Source organism: Pedobacter sp. B4419 (assembly GCF_059693725.1).
In genome coordinates this window covers 1,353,385-1,370,719 of the sequence record NZ_JCASSL010000002.1, presented here as the reverse complement: position 1 = coordinate 1,370,719, position 17,335 = coordinate 1,353,385, and the positions used below count along the sequence as shown (strand labels likewise).

The window sequence follows — 17,335 nt, the reverse complement described above, 5'->3', positions numbered from 1 at the left end:
GACCACATAAGCTCCTGATTTGGGAGCTTTAGCCACAGATTAGCAGATTTTAGCCTTAAGTTGTGAAGAGGAAAAATGTTGCTGGTCTGTGGCTTTTTATTTTTACCGTCCCAAGTGAAATAGCCCAGATTGAAGTGTCTGGTATGACGATTATTTTGAGCTTAACTGCCCTTAATCGATGTTTCGGATATTGCGCTCCAAATAAACAGCCCTTAATTATTTAATAAAAAGTTAAAATAGGCAAAAGCTATTTTTTTAGTTGAAACTAAGCATTAAGTTTGTTCAGATAATTGCTTTAAGCTCAATGCCCATCTACAGATTTGCCTTTTTTTTATCAATTGCATTGAGCTGTGGCCTGTTCCAATTGCAGGCGCAAACCGTTCGCAAACTGAGCGGAAGCCTTATCGATACGGCCAAAAGGCCCATCAGCGAAGCCACTATCTTATTGATTGCCGGAACAGACACGCTAAAAACCACCAGTAATGTAGAAGGAAGTTTCGGTTTTAGGGGAATTAAAACAGAAAAGGTTACGCTAAACATCAGTATCCTCGGCTATGAACGCTACAGTGGCAGCTACAACTTAAAGGAGAAATCGGGTGAGCTTGACCCCATCATGCTAAAGGCTTCTGGCGAAATGATGCTGAAAGAAGTTGTAATCAGGCCTAAAGCCCAGCCTATCCGCATCAAAAAAGACACCATAGAGTACGATGCCGGAGCATTCAATGTAATGGAAGACGACAGGGTGACCGAACTCCTCAAACAATTGCCAGGCATGGAAGTTGACGATGAAGACAACGTGAAAACCATGGGCAAAGAGATGACCAAGCTCAGGGTAAACGGCAAGGATTTTTTTACGAACAACGTAAAAGACTTTATTAGCAAGCTACCAGCAAGCATTGTAGCCAAAATACAGGTGATAGATGACTATGGCGACCAGGCTAATTTTACAGGAATTAGGGTTGGCGAACCCGTTAAAATGCTCAATATTGTAACCAAGCCGGGGATGAATAAAGGCGTATTTGGCAATGTAGGCGCTACCGGCGGTACAAACGACCAGTTTGGGATGCAGGCCAACGGAAATATTTGGCAGGAACAAAAACAGATCGGCTTTAACGGAAGGTTTAACAATGCGAACAATGGCGCGGGCCGAAGCAAAACAATTAATGCATCGGGCAGTTATTTGGATAAGATTGGCAAGAACTTTAACAGTAACCTTGATTATAATTTTGGCAACGGCCAAAGCGATAACCAACGCGAATCTTTAATTGAAACCACCAATACCCTGGGCAGGATCTATAACAATACAGGGAGCCAGGGAAACAATAAAAACACCAACCATAACCTCAATTGGGGTTTGCAATCGACCACCAAAAAGCGGTTTTTCATTTTTAACCTTGGTTTGGCAAGCAACCAGAGCAGCAATAATGGCCAAAGCTTTTCGAAGCAAACAGGCGTAATTAAGCAGGATCTTAACGATATCAATCGGTCTTCGAACAGTTCGCCGAGCGTGAACGCCAATTTATCATGGTCGCAAAGGTTTGCCAAGACAAGAAACAACCTTTCTTTTAGCTTCAACGTGAATCGCAACGTAAGCAATGGTGACCAAGAAATTAATAGCCATACCACTTATTATGATCCCAATAGCGGGGCGATGGTGAAAGATTCGATTTTGAACAGGCTCATCGATAGTAAGAACAAAGGAAACAGCCTTGGGGGCGGGCTGAGCTTCAGTCAGATTTTGGGGAAGGCTAATGATACGATTGCTTCAAGAAGCCTGAATATGTCTTATAACTTCTCGGTAAATAACTCCGAAAATACGCTGCTCACCTATGTTTCTGATGAAGAGGGCAATTCGCATTATGTAGATTCGCTGAGCAACCGGTACCATTCTACTTCAATTTCACAGAGTGCGGGGATCAGCTATAGTTACAACTCGAAAAAACTGAGCTATAATTTAGGGATCAATGCGCAGCCCAACCTCATTAAAGGCCAGTACGAAGATAGGGAGCAAAGCATTAAAAACGCTACGCTCAACTATTCGCCTACATTTAACATGAGCTATCGCATATCGCCTTCCAACTCCTTCTCCATGTACTATAACGGCAATAATAGGGCACCGAGTTTTTATCAGCTGCAACCCGTAAAAAACACCCAAAACCTGCAGAATGTGGTGATCGGAAATCCAGACCTCAAGCCTGCATTTAGTCATGCTTTTAACTTGAGCTATAACTTGATTGGCTTAAAAACGGGAAGGTCTTTTCAAGTGGGTGGCGGAGTTTCTACGGTGCAGAACCAGATTGTAACCAACGTGGTTTTGTTGCGCGATACCCTGAACAGTTTGAAGCAGGAAACCCGTTATGAAAATACCAATGGCTCTTACAATGTAAACGGGAATTATTCGCTTACGCTTCCTTTTGGCAACCGAAAATATAATGTTTCTTTACGTGGTAGCCTAGGCTATTCGCAGAGTGTCTCTTTTACGGATAATGTGAAGCTGTTTAATCGTGGGGTTAATTATAACCAATCGCTTAATTCTGGCTACAATAATAAAAAAATCTCGATAAGCGGCAACATCAACTACAGCCTGAGCACCAATAATTACTCGCTGCAGCAGCAAAGCATCAAGAGCATTCAAAACTGGTATTTTAACCTCAATACACGGGCAACTCTGCTTAAGGGTTTTAGCATTGGCCTAAACGGATCTAAACGGATCAATTCTGGTTATGCATTGGGAAATAACAACCCATTGATTATTAATGCCAACCTGAGCAAAACCTTTTTCAAAAAGAAACTGGCTACGCTGAGCATACAGGGCTATGATTTGTTGAAACAGGGCAATAACCTGTCGCGCTTTGTGTCTGGCAACTCGATAGTAGACAGCCGAACCAACCAGCTTACCCGGTACTTTACTTTTAACCTGAACTTTAACCTGCAAAAGTTTGGCGCAAACTAAGCCAAACGAATAATCGTTATATTTGTGATAATGAAAAAGAAACCGGTTTTCTCGAAAAATAACATACTTAATGGCTTGTTTGTCGCTTTGCTGCTGCTCATTCTTTTTGTGCCCTCGGCAAAAGCGTTAGTCATTAGGGGGCTCATGGAAATCGGATTGTTTAGTCCGGAGACAACGACAAAGCCAATTGCTGCGGGAGCCGATTTATCTGGCCTTAAATTCAAAGATGCAAAAGGCAAAACCGTAAGCTTGGCCGATTTTGAAGGAAAGGTTATTTTTCTGAATTTTTGGGCTACCTGGTGTCCGCCTTGCCTGGCCGAAATGCCATCGGTAAACAAGCTCTATGAAAAATATAAGGATGATAGCGAAGTGGTTTTTTTGTTGGTAGATGCCGACAGCGATTTTGCCAAATCGCAGGCGTACATGGATAGGAAGAAATATGCACTGCCGGTATATGCCTTTGCCAGCAACCTGCCCGAAACTATTTTTAAAGGAACTTTGCCAACCACCATCGTGTTTGATAAAAAAGGACGCTTAAGCTATAAAGGCGAAGGTGCGGCAAACTATGCCAGCAACAAGTTTATCGCTTTTGTTGAACAGCTCAAAGCCCTGAAAAATTAAATTCCCCACAAGAATAATTACCTGCACATGGAATCATTTTATGCCAAAATAAACGGCATTATTTACGAAGTTATCCCTGAAGAGAGCGACACCTACACCATATTTAAATGGGGAACAGAATACATGCAGGTGCTTCGCAACAAGAACCTCAAATGGATGCGGATAGATTATAAAACAGACCTACCTATAGTAGAAGTGAACGATGAAGTAGAAGATGTTGGGAAGGCTATCGAAAAATGGCTAGCAAGCAAAGCTGCGCAATAAAAATTAATTAAATTTTCTATTTCTTATCTTTGTTGGCTTAAAAAATCAATTTATGCAGCCATTTGATATTGAAATTGGAGACGCCAGTTATGCGGTTTTTCCAGAAGGAAATAATACTTATACCATTTTTAAAAACGGGAAAGAATATGTGCAGATCCAAAAGGATACCGAATCCATTTGGCTAAAGCTTGATGAAAAGACGGAGGTTCCTATTTTTGAAGAGAATGCTGAAATCAATGAAATAGGGAAACAGATCGAAGCCTACAAAGAATTACCTGTAGAAGGCGACGAAGAGGATTTCGAAGAATAAAACATCATTCCTCCTCTTCCGTATTTCTGATGATGAGGTAATAAATTACATAAAGCCAGCCAAAAATTCCAGCCAAAATTGAAGTGAGTACGGAGTTGGTCCTCGTCCAACAGATTGCAATAGCCAAAGCACTTCCTATGCCGATGCCATTACCAATAGCGGTGTTGGAAACACTATTGTCTTTGGCAAAAAGGGCGGCAATGGAGCCGAAGAAAATTAAAATTGATAAGAGGACTGTTTTTTTGAGCATAATAAAAATTCGTTTAAACTAAGATAGCAGAAAAGCCTGACGAAATTTCGTCAGGCTTTTTTATCAATGCCATTTGCCGGTGCGTTGGTAATAAAGCGACAATGCCAGTAAAAACAGGCAAAGGACCGCGCCACAGAGGTAAAGGCCATACCTGATCAAATCTTTTCTTTTCATAAGCCATGGCAATTCTACTGTTTAACTATTCTGATTAAGTTTGTCTTTTCTTTATCTTGTCTGAAGATTTCGAAAATTTCTGCATAATTTCTTGCGTCTTTTTCTGTCACTTTCCTCATCGAATTTTCCATTACCATTCTTCTAGGTCTTTGCCATCCGATAATGGTGTATCTTTTGGCAACACCTTGAAAACTGCAAGAAACTTTACGAGTTTGCTTTGTTTCTGCTGGTCAAGATTAAGGGCAAAACTAAAGTCAATGTTTTAAATTCTTTAGAAGAATCTACCGCATGCCCTTGACTTCAATCGCTTTTCTATCTCTATCAAACGTGTCGAAAACCGCCTTGTATTTATCTGTATTATTTTCCTTAACCTCGGTTATCGAATGTTCAAACACCATTCTCCTAGGCACATTGGGGTTAGGAGCACCTTCGACGGTTGGAAGAACTTTTACAACGGCCGTAAAATTGACCATTTTGCTTTTCTTTTCTTTGTCCAACACCGGCGCAAAAGAAAATCCAATACCCTTTAACCCTTTGTCGAAGGTCCTATAAATGGAATCCGGATCCTGTGGAACCGTCTTTTTGACAAGGTATTTTTCTGTTAGCCTATCGCTAGACTTAAGAACCTGGCTAGGTGAGCCCCAGTTTAACTGCAGCGACTTGAAGTTATCGTTTGCAAAGCGGAGGGCTTTTATCAGGGAATCTACTTTAAATATTCCGGCTTTCTTAAGCTCTCCATCCTTGTAATCGTAAAATACGCCTTGGTTTTCGCCTGTTCGGAGGGCAAACATTACCCAGGTAGTGTCTTGTCCAACAACTTTTTGGCCTTTGGTCGTACCTTTCTCGTCAAGGTCAAGCTTATAGTATGTATTTGGCTTGTTTACCAAATATGCCATATCTGCTCCGCAATAAATGATACGCGTTGCTATTTCTACCTTCTGGAATGCGTCCTGAGACGGATCATAAAGGTTTGCCTTCCAACTAACATCGATCGCGCGGATAGGTTTTTTATGATTCGATATAAGCGAACATCCAACGAATGCCGTAAAAATCGGCAAAAAAACAAGGGTGTACTTCATTTTCATTAGTTTAATTATTCGTCAATTTCATGAAGTTTTCATCCCACGAGGCAAAACTGCTGAGTTCATCGGTTTCATGTTCTTGATTGTAAACACCGGCACTTATATTGAACTTTAGCTTATATTTCATAGTGGCGGTACCTGTATTATTGTTGATGGTGGTGATGGGAGTAGCACTAGTTAGGTCAACTGTAAAAAAGAAAGTCGATCCCGACTTACCGTGTGATTGGTGTACCAATGAGTGCCATGTCCTCGAAGTACCTACTACCTTAACTGCGCCCCTTTCAATGCTTGTATAGCGATAAATTGCAGCGTTGTGAAACTTCCATTTCAAATTAGAAACCTTAAGCAAGTCGCCGCCATCTGTCACAGTTTCTTCAGGCGTATGTCCCTCATCGACGCTAACAGGTGAACCCATGTCTATCTCTACATTACTGCCATTTCCTTCGCTACCACCGCCGCCACCACCGCCAGATGATGTACAGGATTGAAAAAGAAAGGTTTCAAAAACAGCAACTACATTTCCATCAGTATCACGAATAGTTTCTATTAAAAACCAGTCTGTACAGACAGGCTGTTCGCCTTCGCCTCCTCCGTTTTCTTCAGCCATAATCTTTCCACGTCCGGGATTGTTGTTTGCCTGCCTTTGAATTTCCAGTTTGCGATTGCCAAGATTGTATGCGCTTTGCACCTTGTCTTTAGAAACGTTATTAAAGAACTCTTTTTCTTCGTTATAAACGGTCAGTTTTTTGAAACTGTTGCCATTTTTGCTGATCATTAGCATATAACTGCCCTTGGCAGGATTGCCGTTGGCAAGCTTGAACGAAAGAGGTACGCTTAGCACTTCGGTGCCGTCACTTAGCTGGAAGCTTTTGGCATTGGTCCAATCTGCCTCTTGGCTAACCGGGCGCAGCTGGTTTTTGCTTGAAACAAGCACGAAAGAGGCTTTTGGGATATTCTTTACGTACCAGCTTTTTGCATCGGCTGCAAGTTCTGCCTGTGCCTGATCTTTTTTGCAGGCATAAAGGCTGAGACCCAATATTAAGGCCAGTCCCATCCTCACGAAATTGTTTTTCATAGCTATTTGTTTTTAGGTAAAATGCTGTTTTCCGTTTTTGTCGGGGACGGGACAAAAGTGTCCTAAAGGTTGCGAAGATTTTCCTAAAAACCTATCCATAAAAAGGATATTTTATCCAATAAATTGCTATTTTTAAAAAAAATACAATATGGTTGGTCTTAAAATACGTATGATCAGAGAAATGAGGGGCTACTCTCAAGAGTACATGGCTGATAAATTAGGCATGGCTCAGAATTCTTATTCAAGAATTGAAACTAACCAAACTAAGTTATCTACTGAGCTCTTGCAGAAGATTGCGACCATTTTAGGGGTATCGCCGATGGATATATTGAGCCAACAACCGGCAATTATCAATCTTCAATCCAATCAAGGCACCCAACAGGCTATTGGCCATGTAGATACGATCGTATCTGAAAACAAAGAATTATACGCAAAAATGATGGAAGCGAAAGATGCTGAAATTCAACGGTTGCAAAAGATGGTAGATACTTTATTGGAGAAATTAAAGGGCTAGCCGGCCCAGGTTTCCCGATCTAAACTTCTATAATGGATGGCTTCGGCCAAGTGTTCGATAGCTATGTTTTCACTTTCATCCAAGTCGGCAATAGTTCTGGCCACCTTTAGAATGCGGTCATAGGCTCTTGCCGAAAGTCCCAGCTTTTCCATCGCCATTTTAATTAGCTCTTGTCCTGTTTCGCCGATGATGCAGAGTTGCCTTACAGTGTTCGAACTCATTTGCGCATTGGCGTGCAAGTTCTCCTGGTAGCGAAAACGTTCGTTTTGTATGGCCCTGGCCTTAATTACTCGAGCTCTTATGACGCTGCTTTTTTCAGTTTGCTGATTAGAGGAGAGTTCTTCGAAATTGACTGGTGTAACCTCTACATGCAGATCTATACGGTCTAGCAAGGGGCCCGAAATTTTGCTTAAATATTTTTGCACTACGCCCGGTGCGCAAACACATTCTTTGTCGGGATGATTGAAAAAGCCACATGGACAGGGATTCATTGAGGCTACCAACATAAAACTCGATGGATACTCAACAGAGAATTTTGCCCTCGAAATATTTACCGTTCGATCTTCCAAGGGTTGGCGCATCACTTCAAGCACCGTCCGTTTAAATTCGGGAAGTTCATCTAAAAAGAGTACCCCATGATGTGCCAAGGATATTTCTCCAGGTTGCGGATTGGCTCCCCCGCCTACCAATGCCACATCTGAAATGGTATGGTGCGGCGAACGAAAGGGCCGTTCGGTAAGCAATGCCTGTTTGGCCGATAATTTTCCAGCTACAGAATAGATTTTAGTGCTTTCCAATGCTTCTTGGATGCTTAACGGAGGCAAGATTGTAGGCAACCGTTTGGCCAACATGGTTTTTCCTGCTCCTGGAGGCCCGATTAGTATAACATTGTGCCCGCCAGCAGCGGCGATTTTTAAAGCCCTTTTAATATTCTCCTGACCTTTTACATCAGAAAAGTCATACTCATATTCATTGGTCTGTTTAAAAAAATCTTCGGCTGTATTTACCACAACTGGTTTTGGAAAAGATTTTCCATTAAAAAAATCAATCACTTCCAATAAGGTTTCCATGCCATAAACCGAAAGTTGGCCTACAATTCCAGCTTCACGCTCGTTAACCTTGGGTAATATAAAACCTTCAAAGCCATCGTTTGAAGCTTGTAGAGCAATGGGTAGTGCGCCTTTGATGCTTTGCAATCCGCCATCAAGCGAGAGTTCGCCCATGATAAAATATTTTTCCAAGTCTTGGATTTCTATTTGCCCAGAAGCCGCCAAAACGCCGATGGCAATGGGTAAGTCGTAAGCCGAGCCTTCCTTTCTGATGTCGGCTGGCGCCAAGTTAACCACAATCTTTTGACGAGGCATGCGATAACCCGCTACTCGAATGGCACTTTCTATCCTGAAGAGGCTTTCCTTTACGGCGTTGTCGGGCAGGCCAACTACAAAATATTTGGTGCCACTACCTACGCTTACCTCGATGGTAATGGTGAGGGCATTCACCCCGTAAACAGCGCTTCCATAGGTTTTTACAAGCATAGAACCGAATCTATACAATGCTCCAGCCAAATGCAAAAAACAGCTTAATTATTCGAGAAATTCAATTAATGGCTAATATTTTTAATTATTTGGAGAAGGATTTTTCTTTTTTAGAAAGTCGGGCCTTTATATAATCACGAAAAAATTAAGACGTGTTTACTCAATTTTAGTAGGAATGTTCTTGCCGGTTCTTTGATCGGTGATGCATTTGAGCTTTCCATTTTCGTCAAACACTTCTTGTTTAATATAAACATTGTTGATATAGTAATTTTTGGCGCATATTATTCCTTTGTCGGTGTATAAAATTACAACACCTGAGGGACTGTCGTTAATGAATTCTCCGATAGAGCGGATTTTCCCATTAGAATGGTAATAGATAAATTTTCCGGTCCGTTTCCCTTCTTTATAAGGCTCAATAGATAGAATACTGCCGTTTTTATTGTAAGTTGTCCAAATGCTATCCCGTTTCTTGTCTTTTATAAATGCCTTTAGTTCGAGTACATCATCAACATAAATATAGTATGCTCCATTTTGAATGGCCGATTTTAGCTGATAACTCTGTCCATACCAAACACCCATATCTTCTTGATGAGAAAATTTGATATAGGCAGTGTCGGCAATGTTTATAAACTGGTAATTTTCTCGCCCGCTTGGTGGAGAAGAAAGTTTAATCTGGACCTGTGAAAGGCTTGTTTTGCAACAAAGGCAAAACAATAGGAGCAATCTTGTTTTCATTGTTATAAGAACCAATGTTGTTTAAAATCATTTGTTTTTTATGTCGTTTCTTAGAACATTAACGGATATATTTTCATTTTGCAATACAAATTGTCCGTTAATATATTTAAACTGCCCTTGTCTAATCGTATCAACATCCTTGTTTTTAGAAACGTAATAGTTATTTCCATAGTTGTAGGTAAGCAGTTGTTGTTTCTGATTGTATCTGATGTAGGGCCCTTCCTCCATCTCTATGCCAATTTCTTGGCAGAATTCAAAAGAATTGCCTTGTCTGTATTTAATGGGGTGCGCAATTAAAGAATCTGCAGTAAACGATAGAAGTCTGGCTTCCATACATTCAATTGTCAATACAGAGATAGGCTTTCCCCAGCTCCTGCCTATCAGCAGGTATTTACTGTCGGGGAGCTTGTAGATGGTATCTATGGTTTTGATTTCGGCTTTTTTGATCTTTTCTTCTCCATTGAGATTAAAATGCACCCAGGCGTACCATTCGGTATTGCAGTAGACTCCGCAGCTTTCTACCTGTATAGAGAAAACCTTGAAAGATTTATCTGGAGCATAGACCACGTTGCTTTCGGCAATGTTCATTGTGCTCTCCAAAAAAGCACTATCTAGTTCTTCGTTGGTTAGTGAATCTGCATTGTCGACATATTCTTTTTTGATTTCAGATTTATATTGTTCTAAAGTAAGCGAATCCGAATTAATGAAGGTTTTGGTTGGCGTAGAAACTTTAGCAGGTTTCAGCGAGCATGCAAATGCAAGCATTGAGGATATAAAGAATAAGAGATTAAGCCTGTTCATAATGGTGCCCGAATTTAATCAAATTTAAGTGGTGATGGCTTAATCTATGCCTAATTAAGTAGACCAAAAAAGATTTAATATAACAAAACCCTCAAAGCATGGCCTTGAGGGTTCGTTAATATGTTTAGCCTAAGCTTAGCGCTGTGGCATTTTTGGCATGTTGCGCATCATTTTAGCAGCGGCGGCAGGGTTAGAGAATTGCTTCATCACCTTGCGCATGTCTTCAAACTGCTTGATGAGCTTGGTTACTTCTTCAACCTTGTTGCCCGAGCCTTTGGCAATGCGAAGCCTGCGGCTTTGTTGTATGCTGTCTGGATTTTCTTTTTCAAACGGGGTCATCGATTGGATAATGGCCTCTACGTTTTTAAAGGCATCATCGTCAATATCTACGTTTTTCATCATTTTGCCTACGCCAGGAATCATGCCCATCAAGTCTTTCATGTTACCCATTTTCTTGATTTGTTGGATCTGGTTGTAGAAATCGTTGAAATCGAATTTGTTCTTGCGGATTTTCTTCTGCAACTCGGCGGCTTCCTTCTCATCAAACTGCTGCTGTGCGCGTTCTACCAAGGAAACCACATCGCCCATGCCCAAAATACGCGAAGCCATCCTGTCTGGATAGAACACGTCTAGGGCTTCCATTTTCTCGCCGGTACCAATAAACTTGATCGGTTTGTTAACTACCGATTTGATAGAAAGCGCCGCACCGCCACGGGTATCGCCATCTAATTTGGTGAGCACCACGCCGGTAAAGTCTAAGCGATCGTTAAAGATTTTGGCCGTATTTACCGCATCCTGACCAGTCATCGAATCCACTACAAAAAGGATTTCGTGTGGCTTGGTTTGTGCCTTAACCTCCGAAATCTCATTCATTAGGCTTTCGTCTATTGACAAACGGCCCGCAGTATCGATAATGATAACGTTATTGTTGTTCTTTTTACCTTCGGCAATACCTTCTAAGGCAATGGCAATCGGATCTTTGGATTCTTTATTGGCATAAACCGGAACGCCAACCTGCTCGCCCAATACCTGTAACTGGTCTACGGCAGCCGGACGGTAAACGTCGCCAGCTACCATTAAAGGCTTTTTGCCTTTGCTCTTCAGGTGCAAAGCCAATTTCCCAGTAAAGGTGGTTTTACCCGCACCGTTTAATCCGGCAATTAATATAATGGTTGGATTGCTTTTCAGGTCAAGATCGGTCACTTCGCCGCCCATTAAGGCAGTTAGTTCGTCGTTCATGATCTTGGTGAGCAACTGGCCAGGAGAAATAGAGGTCAGTACGTTTGAGCCCAGCGCCTTTTCTTTTACCTCGTCGGTAAAGGTTTTGGCAGTTTTGTAATTTACGTCGGCATCCAGCAAAGCTTTCCTGATTTCTTTCATGGTCTCGGCCACGTTGATCTCGGTAATGCTTCCTTGTCCTTTTAAAACCTTAAACGCCCTGTCTAGCTTATCCTGTAAATTTTCAAACATAATTGGTTACAAATTTTTGTAAATGCAAAGATATTGTTTTTTTGCCTAAAAGCGAGTTCAATCGTAATTACAAGGCAATTTTCCGGCCTGATTTTCAAAAAACTACCTGCTTCAAATTTAAACGTAATATAAAAGTTACATAAATACTAATCGATTAGTTTGACTATTAATCAATTAGTAGTACATTCGTTTATCAATTATTACAACATGATCAAATTAGCAAAAAGAGAAGAGCAAATTATGCAGGTGTTTTGGGAAGTAGAGAAGGCATTCATCAGGGACATCATCCCTTTGTTGCCCGATCCTAAACCTCATTACAACAGCGTAGCTACCATGGTAAAAATTTTGGAAGAAAAGGGCTTTTTGGGTCACGACGTAATTGGCAACATGTTCTGCTACTTTCCGACTATCGGAAGAGAAGAATACCAGAAACATGCGCTAAAAGACGTGGTGAGCCAATATTTCGATAATTCTTATCCACGCATGCTTGCTTTCTTTGCCAAAGAACAAAATCTATCTGAAGACGAATTAACCGAAATTGTTAACCTCATTAAATCGAAGAAACCATGATGTTCTACGTGTTGAGCGTGGCCCTGATTTTGGCGGGCTGCCTAGCGTTTTATAAGCTGTTGCTACAAAACGAAACCTTTTTCCCGTTAAACAGGTATGTGTTGCTGATTTGTTTGGCCTTGTCTTTTAGCCTGCCCCTTATTCCGGTGCCAGAGCAATGGTCGTTCAGAAAAGCAAATGTAGAGGTACCCATCCTCATTAACGAGCCCACGGCGACTGCGGTAGACGTACCGCAACAAAAGCCAACGGTACAGGCAAAAGCCACAATCGACACGGAAAGCAAACAGACAAGTTCTTTCTTTAAGGATGTTTCTATCTTAAAAGTGGTTTTATGGGCCTATTGGCTAGGGGTAATCGTATTTGCCGTAAACTTTGTTTTTCAGCTCTGCGTTTTGCTCTACCGTGCCTACTCGAGGCCTGTAATTGTTGATGGCCGTTTCAGAATTGTTGAGCTGTCTGGCAACCAGGCCCCCTGCTCGTTTGGCAGCAACATTTTTATCAATCCCGAAAAATACGATTGGGATACCTACAACCAGATTATCCTACACGAAAAAATCCATATCCAGCAAGGACATAGCTATGATATTTTGATCGCCGAGCTGGCTTTGGTTTTTCAATGGTTTAATCCCTTTGCCTGGATGTACCGCAAGGCGATGGAAGACAACCTCGAATTTCTGACGGATAACGAACTGCTGGCCAACTCTGATATTGAGCCTGCCAGCTATCAAATGAGCTTGGTAAAAGTGTCGGCCCCACATTTTCCAGCCAGTTTGACCACTAACTACAATCAATCAATACTTAAAAAAAGATTAGTTATGATGAACGCAAAAAAATCTAACGTAAACTCTACGTGGAAATATCTATTTATTGTACCCTTATTATTGGTATTTATCGCTTTCCTGAATGAGCCTGTGGCCTACGGAAAGAACGATCCGCAAGTAAAAAAGAATGAAAGGTTAATCAATGCGAAATTCCCAACGGAAAAATTCCAATTGATGGACAACGAAGGCTCTTGGTTTGCCACCATCAAAGACGATAAGGTAAACATCCGTTTCGAATCAGGCGAAAATGGGAGAAACAACACCGGAAGCACAACTTTTTCATTGGAAGAGTTTAAAAACCTGCCAAGGGGAAATGAAGGAACCTTTTCGTTAACCCGCGAAGCAGGAACCATGAACTTTACCGGTAAATTTGATGGCAATAGTGGCATGGGAAGTTATAAATTCAGCCCTAACGCAGAATTTACAAGCTTTTTGACCAAAGAAGGCATAACAGGCAGTACCGAAAAAAACAGTATGGTATTTTTTCTCATTAACGTTAAAAAAAGCTATATCACCTCGCTCAAAGCATTAGGATACGACCATATTACAAGTGGCGACCTTATTCCTTTGGTTGCTTTAAATGTAACTCCCGAGTATATCAAATCGTTAAAAGCAGCGGGCTTGAGCAATGTTACCTTAGGTGAACTGATCCCATTGAAAGCTTTAGATGTTGATGCCGATTTTGTTAAAGGCATTAAAGAGTCGGGTTATAGCAAAATAACACCAAGCAAAATGGTGACATTTAAAGCGCAAGGCATTAATGGCGAATACCTTAAAAGCGCAAAAATGGCCGATGAAGAAAGCCGTGCCGCAAACAAGCAAGAAACTACGCCAGCCAGCAGAACCAGATCGACCGATAAAACAGCTGCAAGACGCGATGACAAAGACGATGAGGATAGGGTTGTTGGAAACCTGATTGCCAAGAAAGTACTTAACGTTACTTCTGAATATGCCAAAGGTTTCACAGATAAAGGCTTGAAAGTTACTGATGATGACCTGATTGGAATGAAATCAATGGGCATTACACCTGAGTTTTTTGACAGCTTTAAAAAAGCAGGGCTGACAGATATTACCGCCCGCCAATTGATGTCGCTTAAATCGGTAGGAGCTACACCTAATGATCTTGACGAATTCAAGAAATTGGGCTTAAAAGTTACTGATAAGGACCTGATTGGAATGAAGTCAATGAGCATTACACCAGAGTTTTTCGATAGCTTTAAAGAAGCAGGGCTGACAGATATTACAGCCCGTCAATTAATGTCCCTTAAATCGGTAGGGGCCACGGCCAATGATTTTAGCGAGTTCAAAAAATTAGGCTTTAAAGACATAAGCATCCACAATTTGATTGCTGCCAAAACAACGGGAACTTCGCCTGTTTTTGTGGCCTCGATGAAGAAAAAAGGCCATAACTACAGCACGATCCAAGACTATATTAAAATGAAAGTGTTGGCGGTAGACTAGTTAGACCAAAATAAACCAAACAACTATTTTTGGTGCCTAAGGCGCCAAAAATAGTTATATCCTTCCAGCAAAACATCCCCCAATTTCCTAAAATAACCAGCAAGCTGCCTAATATTGAGCAGGCAGGTTCCTTATTGCCCTTTATCAAAATATCAACCTGCCAAGCAATGCAACAGCTGCTTGGAAAGGCTGTCCCTTGACCAAACCAATCAAACACAAAATGAAAACAATTTTGCAGGCTTTCTTGTGCCTTATGCTGTTATTTTTTGCCGATCCCCTGCAAGCCCAGGTATTTAAGGTTAGCGGAAAAGTTATAGAAAACAATCAACAAAAGGGTTTAGATTTTGCATCGATAACGCTTATACAGTTGGCCGATTCAGTTACCATTGGCACCCAATACAGCAACGCCCAGGGCGTGTTCGAGTTTAATAATATCAAGCCGGGAAAGTATTATATTTTAGCTTATTACCTAGGTTACGAAAAAGCAAAATCTGCAAGTTTTGAAGTGGCTAATGCTGATTTTATCGTGCCAACTCTGTTGTTAACCAGTAGCACCAGCACGCTTAAAGAAGTAACCATTAAAGGAAGCAAACCTTTGATAGAAAGAAAGATAGATCGCATGGTGTTTAACCTCGAAAATTCGATCGCAGCCAAAGGCACCGACCTTACCCAGGCCTTGGCATTAACGCCCATGGTGAGGGTGGAGGAAAACGGAATTTCTTTGGTGGGAAAAGGTGGCGTAGCCGTAATGATCAACGAGCGGATGGTACAGCTTCGCGGCAGCGACTTGATCAATTACCTTAAGTCGCTACGGTCTGACGATATTGAAAAAATAGAAGTAATTACTACGCCCCCAGCCAAATATGAGGCGCAAGGCAATAGCGGGCTCATCAACATTGTGATGAAAAGCAACCCGAACCTAGGCTGGAGCGGCAATTATAGCCCTTCGTTTAACCAGAACACCTACTCTTCTTATGCCAATAACTTTAACCTGAATTACCAGTCGCAAAAGCTGGCCAGTTCTATTAGGTTGAGACAGTACAAGAGCCAATCGCATATAGATGAACAAACTGATAACATTGGTGTCAATTCTATTTTGACCAGCGATCCGAGGAAAACCATTTCCAACGGGATAGGCACCAACTTGAGCCTCGATTATAAGGCAAGCAAGATGGCTAATCTAGGTCTGATTTACGATTTCGGCAAAACCACCTCAGACATGGATATTGACAATGTTACGGTTTACCAAACCAAAGGCCTTACCGATTCGGTACTTCGTACGGTTTCGCATAACGAAAATCCGAACCTAAACCAAACACTTAGTGTTTATTACGACCAGAAACTAGATAGTTTGGGGAAAAAGCTGAGCACAAGCTTCAATTTTTTTGAGTCGCAGCCAGAAACGACCAATAACTTTCAAACCACTTCAGACCAAACTGGGCAAAGCCTTCGCGTGCGGAATTTTAACGGCTCAAAATTCAATGTTTGGTCGGCACAAACAGATTTGGTACTGCCCTATAAATGGGCAATGGTTGAAGCAGGCTTAAAGTTCACCAATTTTGATCAGGATGCCGAAACGGTTTATTCCAATTTTGTACAGGACGCATTTCGGCAAGATCCATTGAGAAGCAATTTGTTCGAGTACAACGAAAAGAACATGGCTGGCTACATCAGCCTGCAAAAAGAACTAAATAAAAAGTGGGAGGCTAAAGCTGGCTTGCGTTATGAATATACCTTGGTCGACGGCTATTCGCCAACCGTTAACTCACGAACCGAATCAACATACGGAAAGCTTTTTCCAACGGTTTACCTCAGCTACAAGCCAAATTCCAAGAATACCTTTTCTATCAACTATTCAAAACGGATCAACAGGCCAAGTTTAAGGGCAATCAATCCGGCCAAATGGTACTCCAATCCTAACACTTATTATACTGGAAATCCATTTTTAAAGCCTTCATACAACCATAATGTGGAGCTCTCTTATTTACATGGCAATTTGTCTTTAACGGCTTATGGTCAAAAATTAGTCAATGGATATGCCTATATCATAGAAGTTAAAGATGCCTTTAAGGTTGTAAATGCGTATAATTACCTAACCCAATACAGTACTGGGGTAACGGCAACCTTCAACCAAAAATTCTTCCCTTGGTGGGAAAACAGCAGCTATGCTACTTACAGTTATTCGAATTCGAAATCTGCACTGGCGCAAGTGCTTGCGCAAAACGGATCGGCCTTTTACTACAGCATTAACAACACCTTTAAAACCAGTAAACAAACCTCTACATTTGTCAATTTTAGGCAATCATTGTCTTCAAAACAAGGGAATGCGTATAATGCGGGCCGATATGTGCTTTCGGCAGGGGCCAGGGTAACGTTGGCTGAAAATAAATTTCAGATCAATGCCTCTGTTAACGATATCTTGAAAGGTGATTTACAGAAGACCAGGTTATACTATGCCGATGGTATCCAATACTCCAGTACTTATTACGATACCCGACTTTTAAACCTGAATTTCACCTATACCTTTGGCAAATCGAAAGTAAAAGGCAACCAAAAACAGGTTAATTTTAGAGAAACACAAAGAGCCAATTAAGTTTTAGCATGGAAACGTGCCACACAAAAGATACGACAAAACAAAGTAAAATATTTTTCATTTAGTGCAACATTACGAACTTTAACCCCGTCTTATCACCACCAGA

15 protein-coding genes are annotated in these 17,335 nt (G+C 41.3%); 8 read left to right on the top strand and 7 right to left on the bottom strand.

Going from position 1 to position 17,335, the window contains the following annotated elements; translation table 11 throughout:
- Positions 1 to 304 precede the first annotated feature (304 nt).
- The 4 genes from AC570H_RS17445 to AC570H_RS17430 are packed head-to-tail and all read left to right on the top strand — an operon-like array spanning position 305 to position 4,148.
- Positions 305 to 2,953: an outer membrane beta-barrel protein gene (locus AC570H_RS17445; RefSeq protein WP_497357166.1), complete on the top strand. Its 2,649-nt coding sequence runs from the start codon at positions 305 to 307 to the stop codon at positions 2,951 to 2,953.
- 30 nt (positions 2,954 to 2,983) lie between these two features.
- Positions 2,984 to 3,574 (top strand): TlpA family protein disulfide reductase, encoded by a 591-nt coding sequence (locus AC570H_RS17440; RefSeq protein WP_497357164.1) that lies wholly within the window; start codon positions 2,984 to 2,986, stop codon positions 3,572 to 3,574.
- 27 nt (positions 3,575 to 3,601) lie between these two features.
- A complete protein-coding gene (locus AC570H_RS17435) occupies positions 3,602 to 3,838 on the top strand; it encodes a hypothetical protein (RefSeq protein WP_497357162.1) in 237 nt (78 codons plus the stop codon).
- A gap of 52 nt (positions 3,839 to 3,890) precedes the next feature.
- Entirely contained in the window at positions 3,891 to 4,148 is a 258-nt protein-coding gene (locus tag AC570H_RS17430; RefSeq protein WP_497357160.1) for a hypothetical protein, read from the top strand.
- A gap of 4 nt (positions 4,149 to 4,152) precedes the next feature.
- Here AC570H_RS17430 and AC570H_RS17425 read toward each other — a convergent pair whose 3' ends face one another.
- The 3 genes from AC570H_RS17425 to AC570H_RS17415 all read right to left on the bottom strand — a co-directional run bounded on the left by AC570H_RS17425 (position 4,153) and on the right by AC570H_RS17415 (position 6,729).
- On the bottom strand, positions 4,153 to 4,398 hold the full coding sequence (locus AC570H_RS17425) for a hypothetical protein (protein ID WP_497357158.1): 246 nt from the start codon (positions 4,396 to 4,398) through the stop codon (positions 4,153 to 4,155).
- A 455-nt stretch (positions 4,399 to 4,853) separates the two neighbouring features.
- Positions 4,854 to 5,651 (bottom strand): hypothetical protein, encoded by a 798-nt coding sequence (locus tag AC570H_RS17420; protein WP_497357156.1) that lies wholly within the window; start codon positions 5,649 to 5,651, stop codon positions 4,854 to 4,856.
- Positions 5,652 to 5,661: 10 nt separating this feature from the next.
- Positions 5,662 to 6,729: a hypothetical protein gene (locus AC570H_RS17415; RefSeq protein ID WP_497357154.1), complete on the bottom strand. Its 1,068-nt coding sequence runs from the start codon at positions 6,727 to 6,729 to the stop codon at positions 5,662 to 5,664.
- A gap of 148 nt (positions 6,730 to 6,877) precedes the next feature.
- On the opposite strand from AC570H_RS17415, the gene AC570H_RS17410 reads away from it, so the two are divergent.
- Positions 6,878 to 7,243, top strand: a complete 366-nt coding sequence (locus tag AC570H_RS17410) for a helix-turn-helix domain-containing protein (protein WP_497357152.1) — start codon at positions 6,878 to 6,880, stop codon at positions 7,241 to 7,243.
- On the opposite strand, the gene AC570H_RS17405 is transcribed toward AC570H_RS17410, so the two are convergent.
- The 4 genes from AC570H_RS17405 to ffh all read right to left on the bottom strand — a co-directional run bounded on the left by AC570H_RS17405 (position 7,240) and on the right by ffh (position 11,784).
- Positions 7,240 to 8,778: a YifB family Mg chelatase-like AAA ATPase gene (locus tag AC570H_RS17405; RefSeq protein ID WP_497357150.1), complete on the bottom strand. Its 1,539-nt coding sequence runs from the start codon at positions 8,776 to 8,778 to the stop codon at positions 7,240 to 7,242. The genes AC570H_RS17410 and AC570H_RS17405 overlap by 4 nt on opposite strands.
- A gap of 156 nt (positions 8,779 to 8,934) precedes the next feature.
- Positions 8,935 to 9,513 (bottom strand): toxin-antitoxin system YwqK family antitoxin, encoded by a 579-nt coding sequence (locus AC570H_RS17400; protein ID WP_497357148.1) that lies wholly within the window; start codon positions 9,511 to 9,513, stop codon positions 8,935 to 8,937.
- Between the two features lie 27 nt (positions 9,514 to 9,540).
- On the bottom strand, positions 9,541 to 10,278 hold the full coding sequence (locus tag AC570H_RS17395) for a hypothetical protein (protein WP_497357146.1): 738 nt from the start codon (positions 10,276 to 10,278) through the stop codon (positions 9,541 to 9,543).
- A 171-nt stretch (positions 10,279 to 10,449) separates the two neighbouring features.
- Positions 10,450 to 11,784 (bottom strand): signal recognition particle protein, encoded by a 1,335-nt coding sequence (gene ffh, locus AC570H_RS17390; protein ID WP_497357144.1) that lies wholly within the window; start codon positions 11,782 to 11,784, stop codon positions 10,450 to 10,452.
- Between the two features lie 207 nt (positions 11,785 to 11,991).
- Between ffh and AC570H_RS17385 the strand changes: the two genes are divergently transcribed.
- From AC570H_RS17385 to AC570H_RS17375, 3 genes are all read left to right on the top strand, one after another.
- Positions 11,992 to 12,354: a BlaI/MecI/CopY family transcriptional regulator gene (locus AC570H_RS17385; RefSeq protein WP_497357142.1), complete on the top strand. Its 363-nt coding sequence runs from the start codon at positions 11,992 to 11,994 to the stop codon at positions 12,352 to 12,354.
- Positions 12,351 to 14,636: a M56 family metallopeptidase gene (locus AC570H_RS17380; protein WP_497357140.1), complete on the top strand. Its 2,286-nt coding sequence runs from the start codon at positions 12,351 to 12,353 to the stop codon at positions 14,634 to 14,636. Before AC570H_RS17385 ends, AC570H_RS17380 begins: the two co-directional genes overlap by 4 nt.
- A gap of 220 nt (positions 14,637 to 14,856) precedes the next feature.
- Positions 14,857 to 17,229, top strand: a complete 2,373-nt coding sequence (locus AC570H_RS17375) for a TonB-dependent receptor domain-containing protein (protein ID WP_497357138.1) — start codon at positions 14,857 to 14,859, stop codon at positions 17,227 to 17,229.
- Positions 17,230 to 17,335 lie beyond the last annotated feature (106 nt).